The following is a 26,394-nucleotide window of genomic DNA, read 5'->3' on the forward strand; positions in this document are numbered from 1 at the left end:
GCGTGGGGCGCGGGCGATTTACCAGCTGAAGTCCTTGGCCTTGGCCTGGTCGATCAAGGTGATGTCCACCGGCAGCGTGGCGGGCACTTGCGCGCCCCACTTCCGGGCCAGGGCAATGCCCAGGGCCAGGCGGATCTGGTCGCGGGGGTACTGGGCCGAGGTGGCGATGAACTTGCTGCCGGGTTTCTGGATCGCCTTGATCGCTTCCGGCGCGCCGTCGACGCTGACCAGTTTCACATCCAGGCCGCTGGCTTCGATGGCCGACAGCGCACCGAGGGAGCCATTGTCGTTCACGCTGAAAATGCCCTTGAGGGTGGGCTGGGCCTGCAACATGTTTTCGGTGACGGTCAGCGCCTGGTCACGTTCCTGCTTGCCATTCTGGATGCTGACGATCTTGATCTGCGGGTGCTTGGCCACCGCCTCCTTGCAACCGCGCACACGTTCCAGGATCGGCACCACGGCGATGCCGTCGAGGATGGCGATGTTGCCTTTGTCGCCGATGTTCTTGGCCAGGTATTCGCAGGCCTGGAAACCGGCGTCGTAGTTTTTCGAGCCGACGAAGGAATCCAGCGGGCCATCGGCCTGGGCGTCCACCGCCACCACGACCACACCGGCGGCATGGGCGGACTTGACCGCCGATTGCACGCCCACCGAGTCGGTCGGGTTGATCAGCAGGATATCGATGCCTTTTTGCAGCATGTCTTCGACATCGCTGACTTGCTTGGACACGTCATGGCGGGCGTCGGTGATGATCAGCTTCGCACCGATGCTCGCGCCGGCTTCTTCCAGGGCGTTTTTCATGGTGACGAAATAAGGATTGTTGATTTCCTGGAACGAAGCGCCGATGCGGATCGGTTTGGCGGCCTCGGCAAAAACGGCGGAAACGCTGCCCAGGGTGATGCTGGCAGCCAGTAAACACAGGGTTTTCGGGAGCATTTTCATGGCATGGGTCTCTGTTTTGTTTTTATTTTTAGAGCAAATGTTATCGTTAACATTTTGCGAGAAGCTAGCAAGTAAATGAGGCCTGCGCAAGCCTCCGCTGGTCGGTCGCGGTCAAATGTGGGAGGGGGCTTGCTCCCGATAGCAGTGGTTCAGTCAGTTCATCTGTCACTGACTCACCGCCATCGGGAGCAAGCCCCCTCCCACATTTGAAGCGTGCTGCCTGCGAATCATGAGTGCGCCGCAAAAAAAAGGGGCAACCTCTGGAGGCTGCCCCTTCTGTTTCACATCACGCTGTCAAGGGATGATGGTCTGGGTGCAGATATGCCCCAGGCTGACGTATGGCTTGCTATCACCGCCGACGCCCACGCCGGGGAACTCGGCCAGTTCGATGCGCCAGCCACCCTCGTTGTAGGTGGTTCTCCACCGGTACGGCACACCGGTGCTGCTGTCGTTGATCACCGTGGTGTAATCACCGAAGCAGGTGCCGATATTGGCCGTGGCCGTGGACGCACCGGCGCTGTTGGTGGTCGCCGGGTAGTCAACCCAGTGGAAGTTCAGGTCAACGAAGTGGTTGTCCACGCGCAGCACCGGGGTGACGCCCAGCAACGGCGCGCCGGTGGAGTCAGACCACTGGGTCGACCAATTCAACTGCCGCGCGGTTTGGGTGGCCAGCGGAGCCTCGCTGACCGGCACCCGCACGATGTTGTCACCCTTCACATCAAACGTCTTCAGACTAGGCGTGGAACCCAGGCTCAACTGGTAATACTTGCTCGGGTCCTGCGCCACCGCCGGGTTGGCCCGCACACGCACCTTCACCGTGGTGCCCGGCGCGACGCTCGGGTAGGTCGAGGTGGAACCCGCCGGCACGGTGATCCAATTGGCACCATCGAAGCGATCGAAGATCCACTGCTCACGGCTGCCGCTCTCGTCGCCCGCCAGGTACATGCTCACGCTTTGGCCACGGACCGCCTTGAAGTCGAAATAATCGACGTCGCCGGCATTGTCGAGGTTACCGCTGAGCTTGTTCATCGAGTCCGGCAAGACGAACGCGGTTTGCGCGCCGTCATTGGGCTCAAACGCGTCGACGTTGCTGTCCACCGCCACGCCGAAACTGAACTGCGCGTTATCTGCGACATTGGCCACCATGTACCAGTAATAATCACCGGCCGGCAGTACACCGTTGAGGTATTCATCGGCATTGCCCGCGGCATCCGAAGTCCCTACCACACTCAGATTGCCCTGGCCGTCGTCCTGAAACAGGGTCAGCGCCATATCCGCGCCTGCGCTCTGGTTGACCAGTTGCACCTGCACCCGCGCGTTCTGCGGCAGGTTGAAGTGGTAGGCAAATTCGTTACCGGCCTGCACTCCATCGACGGTGTAGAGCGTGTTGATATCCAGGGTTGGGAACAGCGGCTCAAACGCTGCAACCGCCGCGTTTTTCAGCTCGCTTTGCGCCGGTTTCTTCAGCTCACCGACCACGCTGTCGAACGGCGCGGACTTGGGGGCTTTGGTCACTGCCTTGGATTGGCCGGATTTGGCCACCGACAGTTTCTTTTTGAGTTGCGGCGAGACCTGCGAGGCGTCCAGCTTGCCGCCGGACTTGAGCGCTTTGTTCGCGGCCTGCTTGACCGCTTCGGCACTGAGTGTCCGAGGCGTTTGATCAGCGAGGGAGAAGGCCGAAACGAAGCAGGAGGCCATCACGGCCGCACTTAGCATAAGGGCTTTTTTCGATTTCATTTTTTTATCCATCCATAGTTAAAAAATTGAAGCTCAGGTGAGCGGTGACATCCGGTCACCTGGGATGGACTGTAGGACAACACTGTTTATATGTACAGTATTTTCTGAATTTTTTGTCGGTCATGTCGGAGCAAGCCCGATGAAAAATCCTAGTACCCGGTCATCTCCAAATACCCCACCCCACCGTCAAACTTCACCGGCCCTTCCCAATAGGGAATTCCCAGGTTCATCCACGCCTTCGGGTTGACGGCTTCGGTAGTGATATCCAGGTGTTTGCCGGGAATTTTCAGCGACCAGCGCGTGGGGATATTGCGCCCCTCGATCTGGGTGGTGGTCAGCGGCGCCAGTTGGATATCGGCGTTGTGCAAGGTTTCGGTGCGGCCTTGTGCGTCGATCCAGGTGCCGGTGAGGTAGCCGCCACCGTCCTTCTGCCGCACGCGAAACAGCATCAGGTGTTCGCCTCGGTCCAGGTGCAGGGAGAACCAGTCCCAACCGGTCTGGTTCGCGGCCAGTGGCTGGCTGCTCCATTCGCGGTCGAGCCAGGCGGGGCCGCTGACCTGGTAGGTCTGGCCGTCGATGCTGAGGCTGCCGTTGGCGCTGAAGAACGGCTGGCTGTAGTAGTAGGACGCCTGGCCCTGGTCGGATTTGCGGCTGTAGCCGTTGTCGCCTTGCAGCACCAGCGGGCGGCTGGAGGTCAGCTGCAGGTCGTAGGCGAACTGCGCGCCATGGGCCTTGAGTTGCATGGCGGCCAACGGGTTGGCGGCGCCAGGGCGGGTGGCGAAGGTCCAGTCGTCGATCCAGGCGCTGAAGGGCTGCGCCTGCGCCCCGGCCTGGCCGACGCCACCCCGGGCGAAGCGCTCGGCGGCGTAGTGCCGGGTGGCGGAGGTGACGGCGGCATGGCCGAGCCAGATCGTGGGGTCGCGCCAGCCCGCTTGCGGCGGCCCGGCTTTCACGGCATTGCGAAACAACGTCCATTGCACGCCGAAGGCATTGCCCTGGGCGTCCTTGAGGTTGGCGGTGACGTACCACCATTCAATGCGAAAGCCCGGATGGGGGCCGTGGTCCTCGGGGAAGCTGAAGACTTTGCCGGGTACCACTTGGACAAAGTCTGCCGCATCGCTGCCCAGGCCGGCGAAGCTCTCTTGCGGCGCGGGCGCCTGGTCGCAGGCGCTCAGCAGTAGCAACACCACCCACCCCAACGCTTTAATCTTCATGGGCAAAGGTCCTCAACAAATCCGCCGGGCGGCTGCGATACAGCTGCCACAACGGCCAGGCCGATGCGAGCAAGGTGGCAAGCATCGCCAGCCCCATCAACTGCGCCAGCTGCCATGGGAACACCTGCAATGGCAGGCGCCAGCCAAAGGCTTGGACGTTGATCACCGCATCCAGGCACCATGCCAGCAACAACCCCAACGGCAACGCCAGCACCAGGGTGAGTACCGCCAGCAGCCAGGTCTGGCCGAGGTTGAGCAACATCAGTTGGCGGCGCGTCACCCCCAGGGCCCACAGCGGGGCGAGTTGGCCGAGGCGGCTCTGACTCTGGGTCAGCAGGCTGATGAACAACGCCACACCGGCCACGCCGAGGGTCAGGCTGTTCAACGCGGCGGTGGCGGCGAAGGTGCGTTCGAAGACCTGGCTGGACCAGCCCTTGAGTTGCTGTTGATCGACGATGCGGCTGTCTTCCAGGGCGAATTCATGCTGCACTTCACGTATCAGCGGCTGCACGTCCTGGGGCGCCACGCGCAGGTTGAAACGCACCGGTGACAGGCTCGGCCAATGCGCCAACAGGTGCTTGGCGTTGACCAGCAGATGGCCCTTGGGGTTGCCGTAATCGGCGTAGATCCCGACGATTGTCGGCGCCCATGGGCCCTGGGGCGTGGGGACTTGTACCGTGTCGCCCAGCCGGACGTTCAAGCGCCGCGCCAATTGCTCGCTGAGCATCACGCTGTCGTCCTGCAGCAAGCGGTCCCAGGGCGTGCTCGCCGCCTCCAGCAACGGCCAGTGCTGGCGATAGGTGGGGTCGTCGACCACGCCAAACACCTCCGCCGGCCAGCCTTGCAGCTGCACCGCGACCTGCCAGCTGGGCAGCACCGCACGCACCAGCGGTTGTTGCACCAGCCACGCCTGCAGGTGCTGCGCCTGGGCCGGATTTTGCGGGTTGAGGTACAGCTCGGCGGTAAGGCGCTGTTCCAGCCAATTGTTGAACGTGGCGCGAAAACCCGAGGTCATCGAGCCTGCACCGATATTCGCCGCCAGGGCCAACAGCAGCGCCATCAGTGCCAGGCTCAAGGCCGGCAATTGCTGGCGGCAATCGGCCAGGAACCATTGGCCCAGCACCGAACGGCTGCGCCCCAGCACGCCCTTCAACAGCGCATTGAGCAGAACCGGCAAACCGAGTGCGGCTCCCAGCAGCAAGGCCGCCATCAGTACGAACCCGGCGGCCAGGCTGTTGCCCCACACCAGCGCCAGCAAGGCGATGAGCAGGGCCGCAGCCGCCACCCAGCCCTGGCGTCGCAACCAACGCCCGTGGGCCTCATGCCAGGCCTGGGCGTTGGCCAGCGCCAGCAGCGGCAAGCGTGCCGCACGCCACAGGCTGCTGGCCCCGGCGAGCAACGCACCGAGCAGGCTCAAGCCCAGGCCGGCCAGCCACCACCATGGGCTCAAGCTCAGTTGGCCGGCGACTTCGGCACCGTACAGGCCGCGCAAGCTGGCCGCGACATCCGGCAGCAACAGGCTGGCGAGCAGGTAACCGCTGGCCACACCGAGCACGCCGCCGAGCAGCGCCATAAACCCCAGTTCCACCCCCAGGCTCAGGATCAGCATGCGTGCGCTGACCCCGCAGGCGCGCAGGGTGCGCAGCAGGCCCCGGCGTTGCTCCAGGGCCAGGCCGATGGCCGCGTGCACGATGAACAGCCCCACCACAAAGGACAGAAAGCCCAAGGCGTCGAGGTTCAGGTGAAAGCTTTCGGTGAGGCGCGAGAGGTTATTGTCGTCGCCCTGTTTGAGTTGCAGCCCGGCGGGCGGCGTGGGATGACCGGCGGCGAAGCGGTTGTCCAGGAGCAGGCGCGACAGCCGTCCATGCATGTCGAGCAAGGGCTGGGCAAAGCCGATGTCGGTGAGCAACATGCCGGGGGCCATGTCCGGCTGCACCTGCAACGGCGGCAGGCGTTGCCCGTTAGCCGTCAGTGGTTGTTCGCCTGGGCGCAAGCCAAGGGCCTGCAAGGTTTGCGCGGCAATCCAGGTGCGCCCCGGCGCCTCGAAAAATGCGAGCATCTGTGCCTGGCTCAAGCGTTGCCCCGCCACGCTGCCGCTGCCGGGCAACGATACCGGCTCGATGCCCATCAACTGCAGGCGCTGTTCTTCATGCCCTTTGAGCACTATTCGCCCCTGCACCACCGGTGACACCGGCCAGCCAGCGCGGCGCAGCTCGGCGAACAACGCCTGCGGGAAGCCGGCACCGTCCGGCGCGCTCAAGCTGGCTTGCGGTGCGCCGCCGATCAACTGGCTGGCGCGCGCATAGCCATCGCGCGCCTGGCTGTTGAGGGCCTGCACCCCGGTCAATAACGCGGTGGCCAGCCACAGGCCGGTCAGCACGCTGAAAAACTGCACGGGGTGGCGCCGCCAATGGCTCAACAGCGCCCGCAGCGCCCAATGGAACACCGCCATCTCAGCGCGGGTCCATCGGCACGACGCGGCCGTGGTGCAGCACCACTTGCTGATCCAGCCGAGCGGCGAGACGCGGGCTGTGAGTGACCATCAACAGGCTGGTGGGGCTGTCGCGCAGCAGGTCGAGCAGCAGTTGCAGCACCTCGTCGCTGGTAGTTTCGTCGAGGTTGCCAGTGGGCTCGTCGGCCAAGAGCAGGCCGGGGCGCGACGCCAGTGCGCGCCCCACAGCCACCCGCTGTTGCTGGCCGCCGGAGAGCTGCTCCGGGTAACGCTTGAGCAGGTCGCCCAGCCCCAGACGCTCGACTAACTGCGCCTGCCATTGCGGATCGAAACGCCCGGCCAGGCGCGCCTGGAACGCCAGGTTGTCCTCGACGCGCAAACTGCCGATCAGATTGAACTGCTGGAACACCAGGCCGATTTCGGTGCGCCGCCAATGAGCCAGTTGCCCTTCGTTGAGGCGATCGAGGCGCTGGCCGCCGATCAGGATGCTGCCGCCATCCACGCGGTCGAGCCCGGCCACCAGGTGCAGCAAGGTGCTTTTGCCACTGCCCGACTCGCCCATCAGCGCCAGGCTGCTGCGCGCCCCCAGGTGCAGATCGACGCCTGCCAGAACGGCTAGCGGGCCTTGAGGGGTCGCGTAATGTTTAACAACACCTTCTACCTGCAACATCACCGACACTCGGGTTAAGGACTGCAAACGAGAATAACGGCTGCCGCGCGTTTCTACGCAATTTTTTCACATTGATTTCACCGCGCGCCCACCCCCGACACTTTAAATTCCCACCCACGCCTCATTAACCGGACACTTCAAAGTTGCCCAAAGCAGTGTTTCTTAATATCCATATGTTCAGCTAAAAGACAGCAGCCCTATGACAGGCTTTTGCTCCACTAAGGGCATCTGCCGTATTAGTTGCGTCTGTCTTTTAACAACAAAACATTCATTCGTGTCCATGGTGAACAACGTGGCAGACATCACCCTGACCAAACCCCCACGGGCCAGGTTAAAGCGCCTGAAGAAATTCCGCGTGCCAGTAGCAAGTATCATTGTGTTCGCACTGCTCTTGACCGGTTTTGTATTCTGGCCACGGTCACCGGAAGATCTGGGCATCGGCAACCGCCTGGTCACCTCCGGGGTGCTGGCCAGTTGGCGCAACGGCGATCTGGTCGTGCTGGTGCGCCACGAAGAGCGCTGCGACCGCTCGCACAATCCCTGCTACGGGCCCGCCGACGGCCTGACCGTCAACGGCACGCAACGTGCGGCCGACCTGGGCATAGCCTTTGAAACACTGGGTATGGAGCGCACCGACGTGCTCAGCAGCCCCACCACGCGTACTGCGCAGACGTCGCTGTTCATGTTCGGCAAGACCGAGCTGTCCCCTGGCCCCCTCGCCATCTGCGGTGATGCCATGGGCGAAGAAATCCTCAGCCATAAACAGGCGGACCGCAACCTGATGCTGATCACCCATAGCGCCTGCATGAGTGATTTCCAAGCCGCGCTCGGCTACCCCCATGCGCAAGCCGCCGAGTATGGCAGCGCACTCTTCGTACAGGTATTGCCCAACGGCACACTCAAAGCAATCGGCACGATGAAAATTCAGGAATGGGCTGCCGCGCTGAAGCAACTTTAAATACACTTTTTTACATATTACCCAGTAGTGCGTTCAGCAAGATGACAGCCTGCGTCTGGCATTTTAAGTGCGCCTGTTAGTTCAGGACGCCCTAACTTCCCAATGAATTAGTGACCCTCTTAATGCCTGACGTCTTTAACTGTTCAAACTTCGCACGCACGACTGAACGCCATGGCGTGACACGGTCATGAGCCGATTGCAGCCCTTGCCGGTGTTCTTGCTTGGCCTGGTCATTTTCTTCGTGCTGCCGTTGGGTTTGCACGGCTTATGGATCCCGGATGAAACCCGCTACGCCCAGGTCAGCCAGGAAATGCTGATGAGCGGCAACTGGGTGGCGCCGCACTTCATGGGGGTGCGTTATTTCGAGAAGCCAGCCGCGGGTTATTGGCTGATCGCCCTGGGCCAGGCGGTGTTTGGCGAGAACCTGTTCGGCGTGCGTATCGCCTCGGTCCTGACCACGGCGCTGAGTGTGCTGCTGGCTTACCTGATTGCACGCCGCCTATGGAACGAGCCGCGTAAAAGCTTCGCCTGCGCCCTGCTGTACATGAGCTTCGGCCTGGTGGCCGGGCAAGCGGGCTATTCCAACCTCGATCCGCAATTCACCTTCTGGGTCAACCTGAGCCTGGTCGCGCTCTGGTTTGCGCTCGACAGCGCCACGCCACGCGGCCGCCTGGGTGCCTGGGCCTTACTGGGGCTGGCCTGCGGCGTGGGCTTCATGACCAAGGGCTTTCTGGCGTGGCTGCTGCCGGTGCTGATCGCCGTGCCGTACCTGATGTGGCAGCGACGCGTCGGCGAGTTGCTGCGGTACGGGCCTTTGGCGATCCTGGTCGCGGTGCTGGTCTGCTTGCCGTGGGTGTTGGCGGTCCATGGGCAGGAACCGGATTACTGGCGCTTCTTCTTCTGGCATGAACACATCCGCCGCTTCGCCTCGGACACGGCGCAGCATGCGCGGCCGTTCTGGTTTTTCCTGCCGATCATGGTGGTGGCATGCCTGCCCTGGTCAGCCCTGTTGCCCGTCACCCTGCTCAAGGCCTGGAAAGACAAGCGCCAGCCCGCCATTGCCTTTCTCGCCTTGTGGCTGTTGCTGCCCCTGGGTTTTTTCAGCCTGAGCAGCGGCAAGCTGCCGGCCTACATCATGCCGTGCCTGTTACCTTTGGCGCTGCTGATGGGCCATGCCTTGATCGACCTGATCAACCAACACAAGCCCCGTGCGATCTTCATCAACGGCGCGCTCAACTTCATCCTCGGCATGGCGGCCATGGTCACGCTGATTTACCTGCAGATCGCCAACCCGATCTACAGCAACAGCCACGCCGAGATGTTCAGCCTGTCCCTGACCTTTATCGTGCTGCTCGGCTGGATCCTGGCCAACCTGCTGCAAGCGATGCGCCCGTTGACCTTATGGGCGACGCCGGCCCTGGGTATCGGCCTGCTGGTGGCGCTGCTGCCGGCGGGCATGCCGCACACCATCGCGGCGAACGAAATGCCCGACCAGTTCGTGCTTGAACATCTGGATGAACTGCAACACACCCATGCTTTGCTGAGCAATGAACTGGGCTCGGCGTCTGCCCTGGCGTGGCGCCTGCGCCGGCCGGACGTGGCGTTCTACAACACCGCGGGCGAACTGCGCTACGGCCTGGACTACCCGGATTCGCAGGCGCGCAAGGTCACCCTGGACAGCGTTCAGTCCTGGCTGACCGAGGCCCGCCGCCAAGGTTCGGTCGGCGTGCTGATGCGCGTCATGAGCACCAGCGAACACCTTGAGGAAGGCCAACTGCCGCCCGGTGGCAAGCGCTACCGCAAGGGCGACCTGGTGCTGACGATTTACCCCCAACAACCTTGATAGCCTTTACAGGAACAGCCCAATGCGCTTGTGGAAAACTGAACGCGGCGCCCTGGCTTTATTGCTGGGTGTCTCGGCCTTGCTCCTGCTGCTGGGCCTGGGCAGTCGCGAATTGTGGGGGCCGGAGACGCGCTGGGCGAACATCGCCCTGCAGATGCTGCAAAGCGGTGACTACTTCGATCCGTACCTGAAGGGCACGCCCTATTACGACAAACCCCTGCCCTCCTACTGGCTGATCACCGGCTTCGCCAACCTGATGGGTGGCCTTGGCCCGTGGTCACTGCGCCTGTCCTCGGTGATCGCGGCCTGGCTGAGCATCTGGCTGGTGTACTTGATCGGCGAACAGCTGTTTCGCAAAGGCACCGGGCTGATCGCCGGCTGGATGCTCGCCACCACCTTCTACTTCCTGTTCTGGGCCCGCGTGGCCACGGCCGATGTGTTGACCGTGTGCGGCGTACTGGCGGCGGTCTGGTGGTACTGGCGCGGGCCGGACGACACCCGGCTGGGGCGTTACACCGTATTCTTCCTGCTGCTGGCGGCCACATCGCTGTTCAAGGGCCTGATCGGGTTTGTGCTGCCGGGGCTCGCGCTGTTGCCGCACCTGCTCAGCGAACACCGCTACAAACGCCACCTCAACCTGCGGCTGCTACTGGCCCTGCTCATCGCCGGCGCGTTCTACGCCATTCCCTTCGTACTGTCCCACCTCTACGGCGCCCCTACCTACGGCGAGAGCGGCCTGGAACTGGTGTTTCGCGAAAACGTGGTGCGCTTCTTCGACCCCTTCGACCATATGGGCCCGATCTACACCTACCTGATCTACCTGCCGGTCTATACCTTGCCGTGGGCGCCGTGCTGGATGCTCGGCGCATGGCTCGCCCTGCGTCACTGGCACAGCACGCCGCCCAACGTGCGCTGGCTGGTGTGGAGCCTGGGCCTGTTGTTCGTGTTCTTCACCGCCAGCGGCAGCCGACGCAGTTACTACGTACTGCCCCTGGTGCCCTTCGCACAGTTACTCGCCGCCTGGTGGCTGAGCGAACACCTGCGCCAACACCCGGCCCGTTGGCCGCGCTGGCAAACAGGCTTCGGCGTCGCCGCAGGCTTGATGGTGTTGGTGCTGGGCGTGATCTACTCCTGGACCACGCGCAACGGCGGCGTGACCCGCTTCGCCGAGGACGTCCAAGCCCAGGCGGTGAAGAGCGCACCCTGGAACCAATGGCAACTGGTGCTGGTGGAAGCCGACAACAAACTGCCGATGTACCTGCAGAACGGCGGCAAACCGTTCTACTACGTGAACGAAACCCAGGACTTCCCGCGCCAGGGCGATAGCGCCGCGTTCATGGCCTGGCTGGAAAAAACCAGCGGCCAGGACTTTGATCCACAACACACGATTATCGTCGCGCAGTATTCCAGGGAAGATCCCGAGCCGTTGGCGTTTCTGGGGGTTGATCACCAGGTGGTCACGACGCAGCCGGATAATGGGGAGCGGTTGTTTCAGAAGCGGTCGGGGGGGAGTGTGGCGTTTATTCCCGAAGGGCGTTGAGAAGTGAGGTATGCAGACCTTATTTGTCTGCGCCCACCCAAGGCCCTTTTCAATCTTTCGTCATACCGGCTGCATGAATAAACGCCTCATCCAGACTGCTGGCTTCATACGTGCGCATAAAGCCCGCCGCATCGGTGAAGCGATTGAAACGCCGTTGACTAAGCATGTAGAAATCATCGCAGTGAGTGACAACCTCATCAACGTTATGCGACGAGACAAGCACTGCGACACCTTCCGCCGCCGCCCCTTCGAGACACTTCCAGATGTGATACCGAAACTCGGGATCGACCCCTGCAGTCGGCTCATCAAGAATCACCAGGTCCGCACCGACACAGAGCAAAGACAATGTAAAAAACCAGCGCTTTTCTCCATAGCTGCAAAGAGATGATTTTTTCTTCCAGATTTCACAATAACGGTCGGCGATCCCAGGGCTCCACTTTTCAATTTTTTCCAGGGCGTGGCGCTGCGTGACGGGTGCATCGGCGCAAAAAAGCATCATCATCTTGAACACATCGAACATACGGAATACAGGTGGGGTTGCAATGACTTGGGAGAGGTACAGCACTTTGGAAAAGGAATGATGCATTTCGCCACCGTCCATTTTCTTCAGACGACAAACCACATCAAAAAACGTTGTTTTCCCGGAGCCGTTAGGCCCTAGCAGCCCTGAAATTGAACCGGCTACAACTTTCAATGAGGCATTCTTGAACAGCACATGCTGTGCGTAGCTGATATCCAATGAATTCACGACCAACTGTTTCATCAGTAGCGACTCCAAACCGGATTAATCAGTAAGTACCGGAACGTTATAAAGCCTGTCGATACGAATAAAAGAACAACTACCCATACCACGGTTAATGACTGAGCCACGCCATCCGCCATAATTCGATTGGCCCACGACATTGGATTTAAAACACTGATTATCTCGATGATGAGCGCCGTTGAATTCAGGCTGGCAATACCCAGCGCCAACATGGAAAACGACACTATGGAAAACAACGTATTGGTGTTTTGAAAGCCAACCGGAATCAGCGTCAGCAACAGCGCAGGTATCGAAAAAAGCAGAAAGCACATGTAAAAGCGCGCAACAATAACAGCCAATTCCGAAAGCGCCATCATGCCGAAATAGCTACGCGTCAATCCGTAAAAAACAGTGCAGTACACAACTGACATAAAGGAGTAGGCAAGAAACTGTCCTACAAGAAACGTTAATTTTGTATTCCGCGCATAGACAAATGATCGCAAAAAGCCACTTTCTCTGCGCCCGACTATATAAAAGGCCAAGCCAAACAGCGCTACGCTTGAGGCGACGAAGGCGTAGAACCACGAGGTAACAGATAAATAATCTTGCGATAGGTCTCCAGGCGCCCTCGCGTACATTATTAGATAAAAGGTGGCTGCTGGGGACACCACGATCCAAAAAAGTGCGATGGGCTCTTTGAGTTGTTCCTTGATAAAAAGCGTCGCGAGAAGGAGTGGTTTTAACAAGGGATAAAAAATATACATATATCACCTCAAGGGAAAGGTTACCCTTACATTCCAAATATCACTTTTCGAAAGCGCTTCTGACAATTTAGTTAACCTTGAAAAATGTGCAATATTTTAATAGTTTGAATGTAGGAAATTTACCACTTCAAACCAGGAACTATCCCTCAACCAATTCAGAGCACTGATAGTTGCAAAAAAACAAGTTCACGGATCAGGCGACATCAACGATGCACTGTTTATTTTAAAATTAAGGCCTTGCGGAATATTCCTATCAGTAGGCTCTACCTACGAGAGTCGTGTAGGACAAGAGGTGTTACTTCACAAATGAGGAACATAATCCGACAAGCGGTAATGTCGTTCACCCGCTGAAACATTTTCAAAGGGCCAGCAAGCCACATCTCTTTAAATTGCAGGACGTTTCCGAGACAATCCCCGCCGCCTTGTGCCAGTTGGAATCGGTGGCTAGTCTGCGGCCTGTCACTGCTCATCAGTGATCGGGTTTAGTCGCTCGAATCTTCCAACACGGCATGGCCCTCCATGAGTTTTATGGTGGCTGTGCGTAGGGCACCTCCGGGTGCGCCGGATATTTCGTGTTGGGCCGGTCGACTAACCTGCGTACAGCCGCCACCCTCGTTTAGTCGCGACGGGTGTCGACTCCTCATCCAACACGGAGTTACACCATGAACAAAGTCCTCCCCGATCCACCCCTCGATCCCGCCAAAGACCGTGCCGCGTTCAACCGGGCCATCGACCATTACCTGCCCACCCAAGGATTCCACAGCGTCAACGAAGATTTGAGCTTCGAAGATGCGCTGCTCTACACCGCCAGCTTGCTCGACAGCGCTTCGGCGACGGCGTTGGATTGCGGGGAGTTGCTGAGCAGCCCTGAGCGGGCGAAGATCCTGGCGGTGTGGCATTTGCTGGAGATTGCCAAAACAACCGTGGACCGCTCCATCGAGTGTATGAGGCCTTCGAAAACGGCCTGATATGCAATATTTTCGTCGGCTGTCAGGCCGCCATCGGGGGCAAGCCCCAATGCCAGTCAGTTAAGGCTTTTTTGTAGGAGCGAGCTTGCTCACTAAGAACTCAGGGCCCCCGCGTTTATTCAGAATGAACGCGTTGCCTGGCCGTTTTTCGCGAGCAAGCTCGCTCCTACAGTGGCATTGGGGCAAGTCCCCACAGTTGGATCGTGGAGTCTCAGTTGGATACCCGGCGGTTATCAAGCCCACCCGCCAAGGCGATCGTTCCCATGCTCCGCGTGGGAAAGCAGCCGTGACGCTCTGCGTCACCTGTGTCCAGTAGCGGTTGGCGGGACGCGAAGCGTCCCAGGAAGCGTTACCACGCAGAGCGTGGGAACGATCCCCTGTCGTTCACCCGCTGAAACATTTTCAAAGGGCCAGCAAGCCACATCTCTTTAAATTGCAGGACGTTTCCGAGACAATCCTCGCCGCCTTGTGCCGGTTGGAATCGGTGGCTAGTCTGCGGCCTGTCACTGCTCATCAGTGATCGGGTTTAGTCGCTCGGTATGTCACAAGGCGCATGGTCACATGGAGTTTTATGGTGGCTGTGCGCAGGGCGCCTTCGGGCGCGCCGGATTTCCTTGTGGCCGGTCGACTAACCTGCGTACAGCCGCCACCTTCGTTTAGTCGCGAGAGGCGTCGGCTCCAATACTCACAAGGAGCTACACCATGAACAAAGTCCTCCCCGATCCACCCCTCGATCCCGCCAAAGACCGCGCTGCGTTCAACCGGGCCATCGACCATTACCTGCCCACCCAAGGATTCCACAGCGTCAACGAAGACCTGAGCTTCGAAGACGCGCTGCTCTACACCGCCAGCTTGCTCGACAGCGCTTCGGCAACGGCGTTGGATTGCGGGGAGTTGCTGAGCAGCCCTGAGCGGGCGAAGATCCTGGCGGTGTGGCATTTGCTGGAGATTGCCAAAACAACCGTGGACCGCTCTATCGAGTGCATGAGGCCGTTGAAGACAACCTCATAAAATGTGGCGAGGGAGCGTGCTCCCTCGCCACAGCTCAGCGCTGTTTCTTGATTGACTGGCTTTGCTGCCGCGAGAAAAAAGGGTCGCGCAGGTGAATCTGTATACCGCGTTGGGCGATGCGTGGGGCGAGCCACCGAGCCTGGCGGACGCGCTAGAGCAACTTCAGGCCGATATAGGAATAGCCGTTCCAGTCGCGTCCATTCAGTTGCTGTTTGTCCCCATAACTATCCAAAAAGCCGTCGACCACTGCCATTGAATGACGCAAGTCGGCTATCGTGCCGCTGGCTCCGTTGAGGAAGTCTTGGACGGTTGCGGGGGCAACGAAGTTCTTTAAGCCCAGGCGACGCAACGCCTGCCCCGGATACTCGCCATCATTCAAACTGCGCATCGCGGCGGCAAAGCTCAGATTGGCCGTGCCGTCATTATTTTCGAGATACGCGCGCTTGGCGCTGACGGCATATAAGAACTGCGCATTGATCAGTACATCATTGGGTCGGTCGGCGCCGAAGTTCGCGCCGGCCCGGGCCTGGTGCAACTCATCACGGGTGATGTCCAGCTTGAATCCATCACGCATGACGATACGGTAGCCGGCGTCGGTGGCGTGGACGGAGGTGTAAATACCGTGAGGGTTGTGACCGAATCTCATCATGGCGGCTTTAATGGCGGATATCGTCACGCAGTTGCCTTCCTGCAACTGATAAAAGTTCTTGAAAATATCAGCAGGTTTGACGCCCCTATTCGTCGATGTTCCCTTCAGGAAGTCGTGGCGATTATCGATGGGCCGTTCATTCACCGAGTCGTTATCATAAGGTAGATTATCCATCGGGTCAGGCGAGGGTTTCACGTCGACTTGCGTTTTAAATCGCGCTGACAGCAGTACTAATAAACGCCCCAACTCCGTGACTAGCCCATTTAACTGTTCAGCCGCTCCGGCGCGTGCAACTTCAATCGAGGAACCTGGAGAAATGACGGCGGCACTTGCCTCGGCAAAACCAGGCGCAGCATAACTAACGCTAGGCACTAACATCTTCAGTCACTCACATAATTGACTTAAAAAAAGGCGCACGAAACTTGAGCGCCATAATCACCATGGCCCACTGTTCCAATGACAATAAGCAGATTTAGTACGCTGTACTTATCCCACTCAATCGCGAAGCGTTACAACCTTCAACGACGGCGAAACGGGCTGGTTGTATAACTGCCCCTCCATGACCCCATCAAAGAGCGCACCATTCTTGTGTCGCTCGCCCTTGTCCAATGGCACCCCGATGCGCGCGCCCAGTGCACTGGCATCGATGATCTGCATATGTTCTTTGAGGCCCAGGTACGACAACGCCATACCGCCGCCGATACCCTGTCCGGCTGCCGCCAGCACCCCCGGATAAGTGCGGTGGGCGTGGTAAGCGCTGTCCTTGCCATAAATGCTGTAGAACGGGTCCGTTGCATTGTTGCGCGCCTGCTCCAGGTGCTGACGCTTGCTCATTACCCCAAACAGAAATTGCGCATCCTTGACCATGCCTTCATCGCCGCCACTGAATTTCGCCGCCTTGGCCGCCAGTTGCAGCTCTTCAGCGGTGATATGCAGCTTGAAGCCGTCTTTCATCGTGACGTTATAGCCATCCCCACTCTTGACGACTTGCGTGAACACCCCGGTTGGACTCTGCCCGAGGGTGGCCATGGCCACCTTGATCGCCGCCACGTGTTCTTCTCTGCCCGTGGTACCCAGGTAGGGAAAGTTCTCATAGGTGGCGCGCAGCCCGTTGCGGATATCGTCGGGTTTTTGCCCTGGGGCTTTTTCAGACAAAAACGTGTTCGACGGTTCGCTGTTTTTATCGGAAAACATTTCAATAAGTTCAGTATCGAAAGCGTTTCGGCTACTGGCCAGATCTGACCGATTCATGAACGGTGCCAGTTGTTCTTTCCATCGGCTTCTACTGGGCTGCGCGGCATCGGGGATCGGCGCGTTATCGACCGGCGGCCTGGGAATAAACGGTTTGGGTATTACGGTCACGGGTGGCTGTGGGGTGGGAGGCAAACTTCCCTCGTTCATCCACGTTTTAAGTGTTGTTACCAGCGTCGTGAGTAAGTTCAACAGCTCAGCTGTTGCTCGATCATTACCGCTCGACTGGACAGTTCGACCCAGTGCAGGGTGTGCCGGCACTTGTCCGAAACGATTGAATCGATCGGAAGTTGAAGGGCCCTGTGTGTTTTCAACTTGCGCAGACGTTGCATAGGCGCAATAAGCCTGTCGAGTGTCAGACGTGTTAAGCGTGACCATCTTGTATAGCCTCATTTAGCAAAGGATGGGAATCGCACCAGGCAACTCACACTGCGATTCAGGAAACATTACTTGCCAACCGACACCGTCGGTCATTGATGCAACAAGTCCCCATGCGTGGCAAGCCAGTGGGAAAGGTTCCTGATATCAGAGGCGTAACAGGTAACAACGTCCTTCTATTTCAGCTGATTTCTATCGGACAATTCCTCAACGGCGACGTTTTCATCCGAACAATCCTCAGCGTAATTCCAGCTGCCGCAAGCGATTTGATGGTGGTGCATCAGCCACAAATGAGCCAGCTGAACCGCCGCTATCGGGAGCAAGCCCCCTCCCACATTTGACCTCCAGCGCCGGGCAGACCGCGCCTGGCTACCAGCTTCCCATCGCCAGGCTATAGGGCGAAAACTCGACGAACTGCCAGCGCAAGGCCAATGCTGCCGGACGGCGGACCACCTGTTCCACAGTCACCGTCCATAACCGCTGCGCCCCTTCGAACTCGGCCACTTGCGGCCCGCTGAGGATCAGCGAAGTACGCCCGGCCACTTGCAGCACGTCACCCGATTCAAAATCGATGAACAACAACCCCGCCACCGGGTTGGCTTGCAGGTTGCCGAGGGTGTTGAAGAACAGGTTGCCGGCAAAATCCGGAATGGTCAGCACATTGCCCTCGACCCGCACAAAACCGGTGCTGCCGCCGCGATGGGAAACATCCACCAAGCGCTCGCCGTGCAGGTCGACATAACTGGCGACGAAGAAGGTGTCGGCATTGCGGATCATTGTGTGTGCAGCGCCATCCAGGCTGTCGCTGCGCTCAGCCACGCTGCCAGGTTTGCGCGCAATGGTATCGACAGGTCGCAGTTGGATGTATTTGGGACAATTGCCGAAGCTCTGCACCACGTCCACCGCAAAGCCGTCGTGATCCAGCGCGCCGATGCGCCCGTTCATGCGATTGCGACGGCGGGTGTTCAAGTCGATACCGAGCACGCCGACGGACGCGCCGACCGCTAGGCCCGCCCCGGCGGGATCGCTTCTGCAGGGCAGGCTGTCGATTTGCAACCGCTGCGGATCAGGCGAATGGGCGAAGCCTGGCGCGCCTTCGAGCATCGTTGCCCATGGAATGCCGTGTTCATCCACCACGCCCAGCATCAGGTAAGGCAACAAGGGAAAGAAATCGCGATGCTGCTCCGGCAGATGATCGCGTATGACCTTGGGGCCGATCACGGCCATGCGTTCGGCCACGCCGGCACTTTCCTGCAGTTGCCTTTCGCCGCTATGCCAGGGGGATGCGTCGATCGCGTTCATGGCGTTCACCTCTCGTTGTGATAGCTGGATGCTGCGCCTGACCTGTCGCCGAGAGAATGACCACCCCAGGCAATCCACTGTTACGCCAACTGAAACGCCGGGTGCTCGCGCAAGGCCGCCACACAGTCATCGACAAAACTGCGCACGCGCATGGACGCATGGCGACCTTCGCGATACACCACCTGCACCGGTACCGCAGGCAATTCAAAGCCAGGCAATACGCGACGCAGCCGGCCGCTCAGCAAGTGCTCGTGCACCGGGTAGCTCAGGCAACGCAGCAGCCCTGCCCCCGTCAAGGCCGCATTGATGGAACCCTGCACCGTGGCGCAGCGCAGCCGTGCGCGGGCCTTGAGCTGATAGTGCGCGAAGTCCCACTGCACCGGGTCGGCATTGGCGATCAAATGATGTTGCTTGAGGGCGGCGGGATGCTGCGGTTCTCCGTGGGCGGCCAGGTAGCCGGGGCTGGCGCAGAGGATATGCCGTACGTGCCCCACCGGCCGTGCGATCAATGACGAGCTGGGCAACTCGCCGACCAGCACCGCCACGTCCAGCCCTTCTTCGTGCAGGTTCGGGTAGTAGTCGTGATAGTGAGCGACCACACGTACCTGCGGGTAACGGTCCATATACGCGGCCAGTACCGGCGCCATCACATAGCGGCTGAACAGCAACGGCAAGAATACCCGCAGATTGCCCTGGGCCTGGCTGTGCAAACCTTTGGCCGAGGCTTCAGCCGCCTTCACCGCCGCCAGCAGCCGTACACAGTCGGCCATATAGGCGTCGCCCGCGTCGGTCAGGCTGACCCCACGGGTACTGCGCTGCAACAACGTTACGCGCAAACGCGCTTCCAGACGTGCAATCGCCCGCACCAGGGTCGGGCCGGAGGCCTGCGCCACGCGCGCCGCCGCCGCCAGGCTCGGTTGCCCGGCCAGCGCCGCGAACAACTGCATATCGCGATAACGTTCCATCAGTCGCGCGGCTTAATCAGCGGTTTCAGGGCCACGTCATGCCCCAGCCGATCGGCAAGGAAATCGACGAAGGTGTGGACCTTGGCCGGCACTCGCCCGTTGTTCTGGAATACCACCTGCACCGGCAGCGCTGCCGGCTCGAAATCCTGCAGCACAAGCTCCAGCTCACCCGCCGCCACCGCCGCCGCCACCTGATACGACAGCACCCGCGTCATGCCCCAGCCCAGGCGCGCCAGGTTGATCGCGGCGTTGTTCGCAGTGACCACCAGGCGCGGTTCGATAGCTACCGTCAGCGCCTGGCCGGCGTCGACAAACGCCCATTCATCCAGGCGTTGGCTGGCGGATGAGGCCACGATCTTCGCTTCACGCAAGTGTTCAGGCCGCTGGGGGCGCCCATGCCGGTCGAGGTAAGCGGGCGACGCGCACACCACCCGGCGCACTTCACCGACCTTGATCGCCTGCTGCCCCGGCTCGTGCAGATGACCGATGCGCACGGCCACGTCGACGCCTTCGTCGCTCATATTGACCACACGGTCGACCAGCAGCGCATTGATGTTCACCTGGGGAAAGCGGTCGAGATAATCGCCCAGCGTCGGCGCCACGAACAGCTCGCCGAACAGCACCGGGGCGGTCACATTCAGTTGCCCGCAGGGGATCGAATAACTGCCCGCTGCCGCTTCCTCGGCCTCGTCCAGCTCGGCGAGGATGCGCCGACAGTCTTCCAGGTAACGCTGCCCGGCTTCGGTCAGGTGCAGGCTGCGGGTGGTGCGCGCCAGCAGCTGGGTGCCGATGCGTTGTTCCATGGCGGCAATCGCCCGGGTCACGCTGGGCGGCGAGGTGTTCAGACGCCTTGCGGCGGCGGCAAAGCCGCCCTCGTCGGCCACCGCGAGGAACACCTGCATTTCATGAAAACGGTCCATCGACGCCCCTTGCTGGTTACTCTGATTGCAGACCCGCCGCCGTGCGCGGCATGCCGACGAAACCCGGCAGCGCTTCAATGCTGGCCAGCCAGGCGCGCACCTGAGGATAGTCGGCCAGCGACACATTGCCTTCCGGCGCATGGGCCGTGTAGGTGTAGAACGCGATATCGGCAATGCTCGGCGAATCGCCAGCCAGGAAGCGGCTCTCACCCAGTTGCTGCTCCATCACGTTCAGCAGCGCATGGGCGCGGTTGATGGCGACGTCCGCATCCACGTCGGCGCCAAACACCGTGGCCAACCGCGCAGTGGCAGGCCCGGCATGCAACTGACCGGCCGCCGCCGAGAGCCAACGCTGCACCTGTGCCTGCCCGACCGGATCAGCGGGCAACCACTGGCCGTTGCCATAGGTGGCAGCCAGGTAGACCAGGATGGCATTGGAGTCCGCCAGTATCGTCCCGCCATCGTCGATCACCGGCACTTGGCCGAAGCGGTTAAGGGTGGCGATGAATTCGGGCGATTTATGCGCGCCTTGCTTGAGGTCCACCAGGATAAATTCCATAGGCAGTCCCAGCAGGGACAGCATCAGCTCGGCCCGATGGGAGTGGCCGGACAAGGGGAAACCATACAGTTTGATTGCGGGCATGACGGACTCCAGGGCGTTGTCGACCGGATATTGTGTCGATGGCTGCAATCTTCTTATGTACCAACCGTCAGCGGAATTACCAGATTGTACAATCCAGCATTTCAGATAATGAAACAATAACGCGATTCCGCGCTGACGCTGCTAGCCGGCAGTCAGATAAGCTCCCTGGAATTCGAGTGCGCGAATCCCGCGGTAATCCGCCTCGATCACCACTGGGTCGGTATGAACCAGATACACCGTGCCCGGCTGACTGAATACATCCTGGGTCACGCCTATCGGCTGGCCGCTTTCAACGTAAAACACTGCCTCGAAAAACGACTCGAGCTTGAGCAGTTGCTGCAAAAAACCATCCTTTTCGAAGCGGCCTTCTGAGCGGTTGATCAAGCAAACGTTGTAGGCATGTTGCAGGCGCCGATAATCAACCTTCCGTGCCAACCGCTGCCGAAAGACCTCCGGCTGCAGGAGGGATAAAACCACAGCGTCGATCTGTCCAAGGCCAGTGGTTTTCCTTGAGACGTCTGGTCGAAGAATGCCGTCGGTGCGGGCGGCAATTTCCACTAATTTCGGCCCGTCTTCAGTAAACATGACCTCCGCATGGCTAGGACCGTTTTGAATGCCGAGACACCGCACCACTGTTCGCGTGTAGTCGACAAGCACCGGATAAATCGGCGAATCGGCCCCCATCAGTTCATCGATGTCGTAGAGAATGCCGCCGGTTGGCGTTCGCTGCTTTTGGTAACGTACGACTTCAGTAACAAGCTGTTGTCCGTTGAGGGAGACCATATTCACCACATACTCCAGCCCCGCCAGATATTCCTGAATAAGAACTTGGGTGTTAGGAATATCCAACTTATTGGTCGTCCCCAACAGACGCTCCACAGCAGCCTTGCAGGCGTGCCTATCTTCACAGATAAACACACCATCGGCGCCTGCGCTTTCGAGGGGTTTGATGACCACCGGATAACGTCCGTGCTCATCGATCCAATGTTGAGCAGCCTCCCAACAACCAGCCATGAACTGCCGTGCAGCCGGAATCTGCGCCTGGGTTATGCACTGGATCATTTCGTACTTGTTTCGACGCGCGTTGGTTTTGTCGAAATGATTGCGATAAGGCAGTTGCAATCGCTCATTCAGATAGTCAGCCAGGAGCACACCCGTTTCTGCGCCTGCAAGAATGAACTGCGGTTTGAAGCGTTGGACTTCCGCCAAAGTCGTTGCAAAATCACGATTGACGATCATCTGCTCATAGAGCGCGCAGTCAAAACCCTTGTAATAGTAACTGTCCAGCGTTTCTGATGAAGCCACATGCACCAGTACACAGCCTTCGTCCTTCAATCGCTTCGCCAAGAACTTCCCGGATGAAAACCCATCGACCATGACGACTCTCATACAACCTCCCTTTTCAATGCATGCAACGCCCTGCCCAACAGCAAAAAAACAATCACAGTAACCGCTGCAACGCTGGCAAAGGAGAATTCAACTCTTGCATCCATGTACTGGAGCAACAAGACAAATACAGGAAGCGTCAGCAATACCAGGGAAACGTGAATAGGCGTGAGGTAATAGATAGTTTTCTGGATCAGGTAAATAGGCAGCAAATGCCCTAACACCACCAGCACAGCCATAGGCGAAATCAACTCACGATCGAGTAAAAAACTGCCCCCCGTGGCAGGAATTGCAACGGCACAAACGCCAACCATTGCGATATTCCTAATACCCAGAATCTCGTAGACAGACCATTGGCGAGCGAACATTTCCTTGGAGAAAACCGTGTACATGACCGTGCCCAACGCGCACGCCAATACGCTAGCAATACCCAGGACTCGCTGCCCGCCGGTGGTGGTGACTACACCACTGTCCCCCATAAAGGAATTAAACAACATGATCGCTACCGAGATGAGTACCAGCCATGAAACCAGCGCATCCGCGAGAGCAACCTTGACGCTACGTTTGTTAAGCAACGAAATAACCAACGTGAGTGCAGGACCACAGGCTACCGAGGCAACCCCAACTACTGCAGGTTCGAGATAACGCAGCGCGTAGAAAAGCCCTCCCCAATTGAGTAGAACCGCAAGATTGACCATCACAACCAATGGCCATTGGGCTATTAATTTGGAGCACAGCGAACGCATATTTCGAAAGAACGCCCAAGCACCAAAAAAACAGGCTGATGTGATAAAACAATAAAAGATAACGTTCAGCGTACTGATCGATTGGGTGATCAATGCGACGTAGACGTCGAACGCTGCACTGATCAAGCAAAATACCAAGCCGATGATCAATCCGGTTCGTTGCATTAACATTTAGCGCGCTCGATGGTTTTCATTCAATACTCACCCCATTCTCGCTAACCGCCACTTTCATAATTGTTTTAACGGCAAGTCCCGTCGCTCTCCTTACATTATCAGCCCCACCGTTTCCAACCTTCTCTACGGCGCATACGATATCTACCAACTCACCCCCAGCTGCTTTTACAGCTTCGACCAATGCAATGACCGCACCACCAGAACTTAATGTGTCATCAATAATGATGACTCGATCACCTGCCTCAACTCCATTAAGATAGAGCTGCCCGTGAAAGTATTCAGACTCAATAGCAACTACCTGCTCATTGAAACCGCCAAGACTATAGGAATACCACCTCGCTACGGCTAAGGGAATGCCTGTTAACAGAGCGACGGTGGTTGCCAATGCCACACCCTTATCCTCCTCTGTGACAATTTTCGAAATATCATGACTCATTACCTTGATTACTTTATGAGCAACCTCCATTAGAACTTCTGGTCGCAATGCAGGTATCTGATCAGTAAACTCATTCACGGTGGTGAGTGATTTCCCTGACCATACGACGTTGGCTTTTCTATAAATCTCTTCCAGCAACATGATTCACCTCACTGTACTCAGGATAAAGCCCATCCCAACGGCTCGCATACTTCCACGAACTATCAAAAAACACGGTAACTATGGTTTTGTTTTTGAGCGTTCGAACCAGCTCATCACACATCAACAGGTTAGCGCCACAGGTTGGTCCGATGGGAATCTTTTCTGCCCTAATGAAGTGTTTCATCCGAGACCACGCGTCAGAGCCATCAATCAGTCTTACCTCATCAACTAAATCGGGATCTGTATTAGGCGACATTACCCCCGCGCCCAACCCCATTAAATTGTGGGGACGATGATTGAACGGCAGCTTATTTCTCTGCGAGAACAAAGGCGCCGAACTACTAACTTCCAACGCTATCGTTTTAATTTCGCCGTACGCTTGCTTTAATACCTCAGCAATACCAGAGAATGTGCCCCTGTGCCGATTGAACATACAAAAAGATCGGGCACGATCTTATGCACACCCAACTGCCTAACTATTTCACTGCCACATATCCTCCAACCGTCTTTATTCAGCAAACAATTCGACTGATCCAGATAATAGCTATTCTCAGACGAGTTTTCCGACAAGTATTTTTTCGCGTGGAACACTGAACCCGACAAAAACAATTCTTTTGGAGTTTCCACTATTTCAGCATTATAAGAGCGTATTTGCGTTTTTCGCTCTTCAGTCATACCCTCAGGCATAAATATCTTTACCTTATAGCCTTTCACTCTGCCGATCCAAGCCAGTGCAGCGCCTCCATTTCCAGTAGAGCAATCAACCAGCGTCATACCCGGCGTAATAAGTCGAGTCTCTTCCAGCCGGCTCAAAATATTTAAATACGTTCGATCCTTATGGCTTCCGGAAGGGTTCAGAAACTCGCATTTGGAAAAGACCCTATTCCCATTTTGGGAAAGCGACGCCAATTCGACTAGCGGCGTGTTGCCAATATCCTTCAGCTCCATCTCCAAACCCCTGAACACGTTGCGGTAGCCTCAAACGCTAGCAAATCATTTGAAGAAATAATAGCTAGCAAAACGGATAGGTAGGCACAGGTAAAACACCCATCTATTCGCCCGAAGAAATATATGTAAGAACTTTCCGCCAGTACGCCCAAAAACTCCGTTTGGGGTTAATTATTAATACACACCAAGGAACTTTCCTACAGTACTTTTAACTTACAAGCGCACTCCTCAAACCGCTCCTGCAAAATCCGATGACTGCCCGAGAACCACCGCCGGTACGTCAACAGCACTACCCCTACCGTGCCCAACACTGACGCCGCCACAAAAAACCAATCACGGGTCGAACCGCGCCAGTCCTCATGCCGGGGAGGCGGTGGGATTCCTGATTGCCTCACCAACAACCTGTGGCGCGAAGTTTTCATGAAAAAATTCAAACTATCGCCACCCTCATCGTTCACACCTTCACGTGCAACGCAAAGTAGGAGGCAACATGCAATACCGACAACTGGGTCATTCCGGCCTGCTGGTCTCGGAAATCATCCTGGGCACCGTGCCTTTTGGCGGTCGCGCCGAGTTCGAGAAATGCGGTGCGGTGGACGTGCCCCAGGCCAGGCGTATGTTCGATATCGCGTTCGACGCCGGGGTGAATATGATCGACACCGCCGACCTTTACTCCCATGGCCTCGCCGAGGAAGTGGTCGGTAAAGCCCTGGGCGACAAGCGCAACGACATCCTGCTGGCAACCAAGGGCCGCAGCCCGGTGGACCAGAACCCGAACAATTCCGGCTCATCGCGCTATCACCTGATCCGCGCCTGTGAAGCCAGCTTGAAGCGCCTGGGCACCGACCATATCGATTTGTACCAACTGCACAACTGGGACGGCCTGACGCCCATCGAGGAGACGCTCGAGGCGCTGCGCCTGTTGGTCGGTTCGGGCAAGATCCGCTACTTCGGCACCAGCAACTTCACCGCCTGGCAAATGATGAAAACCCTGGGCAAGGCCGAGTTGCATGGCATGCTCAAGCCGATCACCCAGCAGATCTACTACACCCCCGAATCCCGCGAGGCCGAGTACGAGCTGCTGCCGCTGGCACTGGACCAGCAGGTCGGTACGCTGGTATGGGGGCCGATGGGTGAAGGCCTGCTGACCGGTTCGACCCGGCGCGGACATAAACCACCGGCCAACACCCGCCAGGGCAGCGACTGGCCGGAACCCTACGTGCACGACCAGGAACGCGCGCTGGACATCATCGAAACCCTGGCTGCCGTGGGCGATGAACACGGGGTCTCGGTGGCGCGCACTTGCCTGGCGTGGCTCAAGGATCGCCCGGGGATCACCTCGCTGATCGTCGGCGCCCGCACCGAGGCGCATCTGCGCGACAACCTTGCCGCCACCGAGCTGAAGCTGACCGAGGAGCAATCCTCACGCATCGAGGCCGTGACGCGTCGCCAGCCGCTGTATCCGTACTGGCATCGGTTTACCGCAGGGATCGATCGCTTCGATCCGGCGGAGCAGCCGTTCCTTGCCGAGCATCAAAAAACCATGGATGCGCGCAAGGACAAATAACCCTTCGGCGACACACAGCCGTTCAACAGGTGGGAGGGGCCTGTGCC

23 protein-coding genes and 1 pseudogene are annotated in these 26,394 nt (G+C 58.6%); 7 read left to right on the forward strand and 17 right to left on the reverse strand.

All coding sequences use genetic code 11. The annotated features are described in order from the left end of the window. Positions 1-18 precede the first annotated feature (18 nt). The 5 genes from C4J93_RS16915 to C4J93_RS16935 all read right to left on the reverse strand — a co-directional run bounded on the left by C4J93_RS16915 (position 19) and on the right by C4J93_RS16935 (position 7,015). Entirely contained in the window at positions 19-942 is a 924-nt protein-coding gene (locus C4J93_RS16915; protein ID WP_124367552.1) for a substrate-binding domain-containing protein, read from the reverse strand. Between the two features lie 294 nt (positions 943-1,236). Further along, the gene (locus C4J93_RS16920) at positions 1,237-2,679 is read right to left on the reverse strand and encodes a hypothetical protein (RefSeq protein WP_124429990.1); all 1,443 of its coding nucleotides are present in this window, start codon (positions 2,677-2,679) and stop codon (positions 1,237-1,239) included. Between the two features lie 149 nt (positions 2,680-2,828). Then, complete coding sequence (locus C4J93_RS16925; RefSeq protein WP_124429991.1) at positions 2,829-3,893, reverse strand: lipocalin-like domain-containing protein; 1,065 nt, start codon at positions 3,891-3,893, stop codon at positions 2,829-2,831. Next, positions 3,883-6,345: an FtsX-like permease family protein gene (locus tag C4J93_RS16930; protein ID WP_124429992.1), complete on the reverse strand. Its 2,463-nt coding sequence runs from the start codon at positions 6,343-6,345 to the stop codon at positions 3,883-3,885. The genes C4J93_RS16925 and C4J93_RS16930 overlap by 11 nt, the downstream gene beginning before the upstream one ends. A 1-nt stretch (position 6,346) precedes the next feature. Next, complete coding sequence (locus C4J93_RS16935; RefSeq protein WP_124415084.1) at positions 6,347-7,015, reverse strand: ABC transporter ATP-binding protein; 669 nt, start codon at positions 7,013-7,015, stop codon at positions 6,347-6,349. A 280-nt stretch (positions 7,016-7,295) separates the two neighbouring features. Between C4J93_RS16935 and C4J93_RS16940 the strand changes: the two genes are divergently transcribed. The 3 genes from C4J93_RS16940 to C4J93_RS16950 all read left to right on the forward strand — a co-directional run bounded on the left by C4J93_RS16940 (position 7,296) and on the right by C4J93_RS16950 (position 11,356). Continuing rightward, positions 7,296-7,973, forward strand: coding sequence for a histidine phosphatase family protein (locus C4J93_RS16940; RefSeq protein ID WP_177413551.1), 678 nt, complete (start codon positions 7,296-7,298; stop codon positions 7,971-7,973). Between the two features lie 187 nt (positions 7,974-8,160). Continuing rightward, on the forward strand, positions 8,161-9,816 hold the full coding sequence (gene arnT / locus C4J93_RS16945) for a lipid IV(A) 4-amino-4-deoxy-L-arabinosyltransferase (RefSeq protein WP_124429993.1): 1,656 nt from the start codon (positions 8,161-8,163) through the stop codon (positions 9,814-9,816). 22 nt (positions 9,817-9,838) lie between these two features. Beyond that, positions 9,839-11,356: a glycosyltransferase family 39 protein gene (locus C4J93_RS16950; RefSeq protein ID WP_124429994.1), complete on the forward strand. Its 1,518-nt coding sequence runs from the start codon at positions 9,839-9,841 to the stop codon at positions 11,354-11,356. Positions 11,357-11,405: 49 nt separating this feature from the next. Here C4J93_RS16950 and C4J93_RS16955 read toward each other — a convergent pair whose 3' ends face one another. After that, positions 11,406-12,119: an AAA family ATPase gene (locus tag C4J93_RS16955; RefSeq protein WP_124429995.1), complete on the reverse strand. Its 714-nt coding sequence runs from the start codon at positions 12,117-12,119 to the stop codon at positions 11,406-11,408. Beyond that, complete coding sequence (locus C4J93_RS16960; RefSeq protein ID WP_124429996.1) at positions 12,119-12,862, reverse strand: ABC transporter permease; 744 nt, start codon at positions 12,860-12,862, stop codon at positions 12,119-12,121. The genes C4J93_RS16955 and C4J93_RS16960 overlap by 1 nt, the downstream gene beginning before the upstream one ends. A gap of 662 nt (positions 12,863-13,524) precedes the next feature. Here C4J93_RS16960 and C4J93_RS16965 point away from each other — a divergent pair. Both C4J93_RS16965 and C4J93_RS16970 read left to right on the forward strand, forming a co-directional pair. After that, complete coding sequence (locus C4J93_RS16965) at positions 13,525-13,830, forward strand: DUF6124 family protein (protein ID WP_124429997.1); 306 nt, start codon at positions 13,525-13,527, stop codon at positions 13,828-13,830. Positions 13,831-14,532: 702 nt separating this feature from the next. Then, positions 14,533-14,841 carry a DUF6124 family protein gene (locus C4J93_RS16970; protein WP_124429998.1) on the forward strand — a complete coding sequence of 103 codons (309 nt, stop codon included), beginning with the start codon at positions 14,533-14,535 and terminating at the stop codon, positions 14,839-14,841. A gap of 151 nt (positions 14,842-14,992) precedes the next feature. Here C4J93_RS16970 and C4J93_RS16975 read toward each other — a convergent pair whose 3' ends face one another. After that, positions 14,993-15,862 carry a hypothetical protein gene (locus C4J93_RS16975; protein ID WP_256660084.1) on the reverse strand — a complete coding sequence of 290 codons (870 nt, stop codon included), beginning with the start codon at positions 15,860-15,862 and terminating at the stop codon, positions 14,993-14,995. A 123-nt stretch (positions 15,863-15,985) separates the two neighbouring features. Further along, complete coding sequence (locus C4J93_RS16980) at positions 15,986-16,933, reverse strand: type III secretion protein (protein ID WP_218566842.1); 948 nt, start codon at positions 16,931-16,933, stop codon at positions 15,986-15,988. A gap of 299 nt (positions 16,934-17,232) precedes the next feature. Between C4J93_RS16980 and C4J93_RS16985 the strand changes: the two genes are divergently transcribed. After that, positions 17,233-17,460: a hypothetical protein gene (locus C4J93_RS16985; RefSeq protein ID WP_124429999.1), complete on the forward strand. Its 228-nt coding sequence runs from the start codon at positions 17,233-17,235 to the stop codon at positions 17,458-17,460. Between the two features lie 28 nt (positions 17,461-17,488). Here C4J93_RS16985 and C4J93_RS16990 read toward each other — a convergent pair whose 3' ends face one another. From C4J93_RS16990 to C4J93_RS27775, 8 genes and pseudogenes are all read right to left on the reverse strand, one after another. Further along, on the reverse strand, positions 17,489-18,421 hold the full coding sequence (locus C4J93_RS16990; protein ID WP_124430000.1) for a pyridoxamine 5'-phosphate oxidase family protein: 933 nt from the start codon (positions 18,419-18,421) through the stop codon (positions 17,489-17,491). A gap of 80 nt (positions 18,422-18,501) precedes the next feature. After that, positions 18,502-19,386: a LysR substrate-binding domain-containing protein gene (locus C4J93_RS16995; RefSeq protein ID WP_124430001.1), complete on the reverse strand. Its 885-nt coding sequence runs from the start codon at positions 19,384-19,386 to the stop codon at positions 18,502-18,504. Next, positions 19,386-20,306 carry a LysR family transcriptional regulator gene (locus C4J93_RS17000; protein ID WP_124430002.1) on the reverse strand — a complete coding sequence of 307 codons (921 nt, stop codon included), beginning with the start codon at positions 20,304-20,306 and terminating at the stop codon, positions 19,386-19,388. Before C4J93_RS17000 ends, C4J93_RS16995 begins: the two co-directional genes overlap by 1 nt. A gap of 16 nt (positions 20,307-20,322) precedes the next feature. Then, positions 20,323-20,949 (reverse strand): glutathione S-transferase family protein, encoded by a 627-nt coding sequence (locus C4J93_RS17005; protein WP_124430003.1) that lies wholly within the window; start codon positions 20,947-20,949, stop codon positions 20,323-20,325. 141 nt (positions 20,950-21,090) lie between these two features. Then, positions 21,091-22,338 (reverse strand): ATP-grasp domain-containing protein, encoded by a 1,248-nt coding sequence (locus tag C4J93_RS17010; protein ID WP_124430004.1) that lies wholly within the window; start codon positions 22,336-22,338, stop codon positions 21,091-21,093. Further along, positions 22,335-23,252 (reverse strand): DMT family transporter, encoded by a 918-nt coding sequence (locus C4J93_RS17015; RefSeq protein WP_164485264.1) that lies wholly within the window; start codon positions 23,250-23,252, stop codon positions 22,335-22,337. The genes C4J93_RS17010 and C4J93_RS17015 overlap by 4 nt, the downstream gene beginning before the upstream one ends. Before the next feature lie 19 nt (positions 23,253-23,271). Further along, on the reverse strand, positions 23,272-23,832 hold the full coding sequence (locus tag C4J93_RS17020) for a phosphoribosyltransferase family protein (protein ID WP_124430005.1): 561 nt from the start codon (positions 23,830-23,832) through the stop codon (positions 23,272-23,274). Next, positions 23,810-24,780: pseudogene (locus C4J93_RS27775) on the reverse strand (cysteine synthase family protein). The gene C4J93_RS17020 and the pseudogene C4J93_RS27775 overlap by 23 nt, the downstream one beginning before the upstream one ends. A 490-nt stretch (positions 24,781-25,270) precedes the next feature. On the opposite strand from C4J93_RS27775, the gene C4J93_RS17035 reads away from it, so the two are divergent. After that, positions 25,271-26,347, forward strand: a complete 1,077-nt coding sequence (locus tag C4J93_RS17035; protein ID WP_124371208.1) for an aldo/keto reductase — start codon at positions 25,271-25,273, stop codon at positions 26,345-26,347. The last annotated feature ends 47 nt before the right edge of the window (positions 26,348-26,394 follow it).

Source organism: Pseudomonas sp. R2-37-08W (assembly GCF_003851705.1).
In the GTDB taxonomy this organism is placed as follows: domain Bacteria; phylum Pseudomonadota; class Gammaproteobacteria; order Pseudomonadales; family Pseudomonadaceae; genus Aquipseudomonas.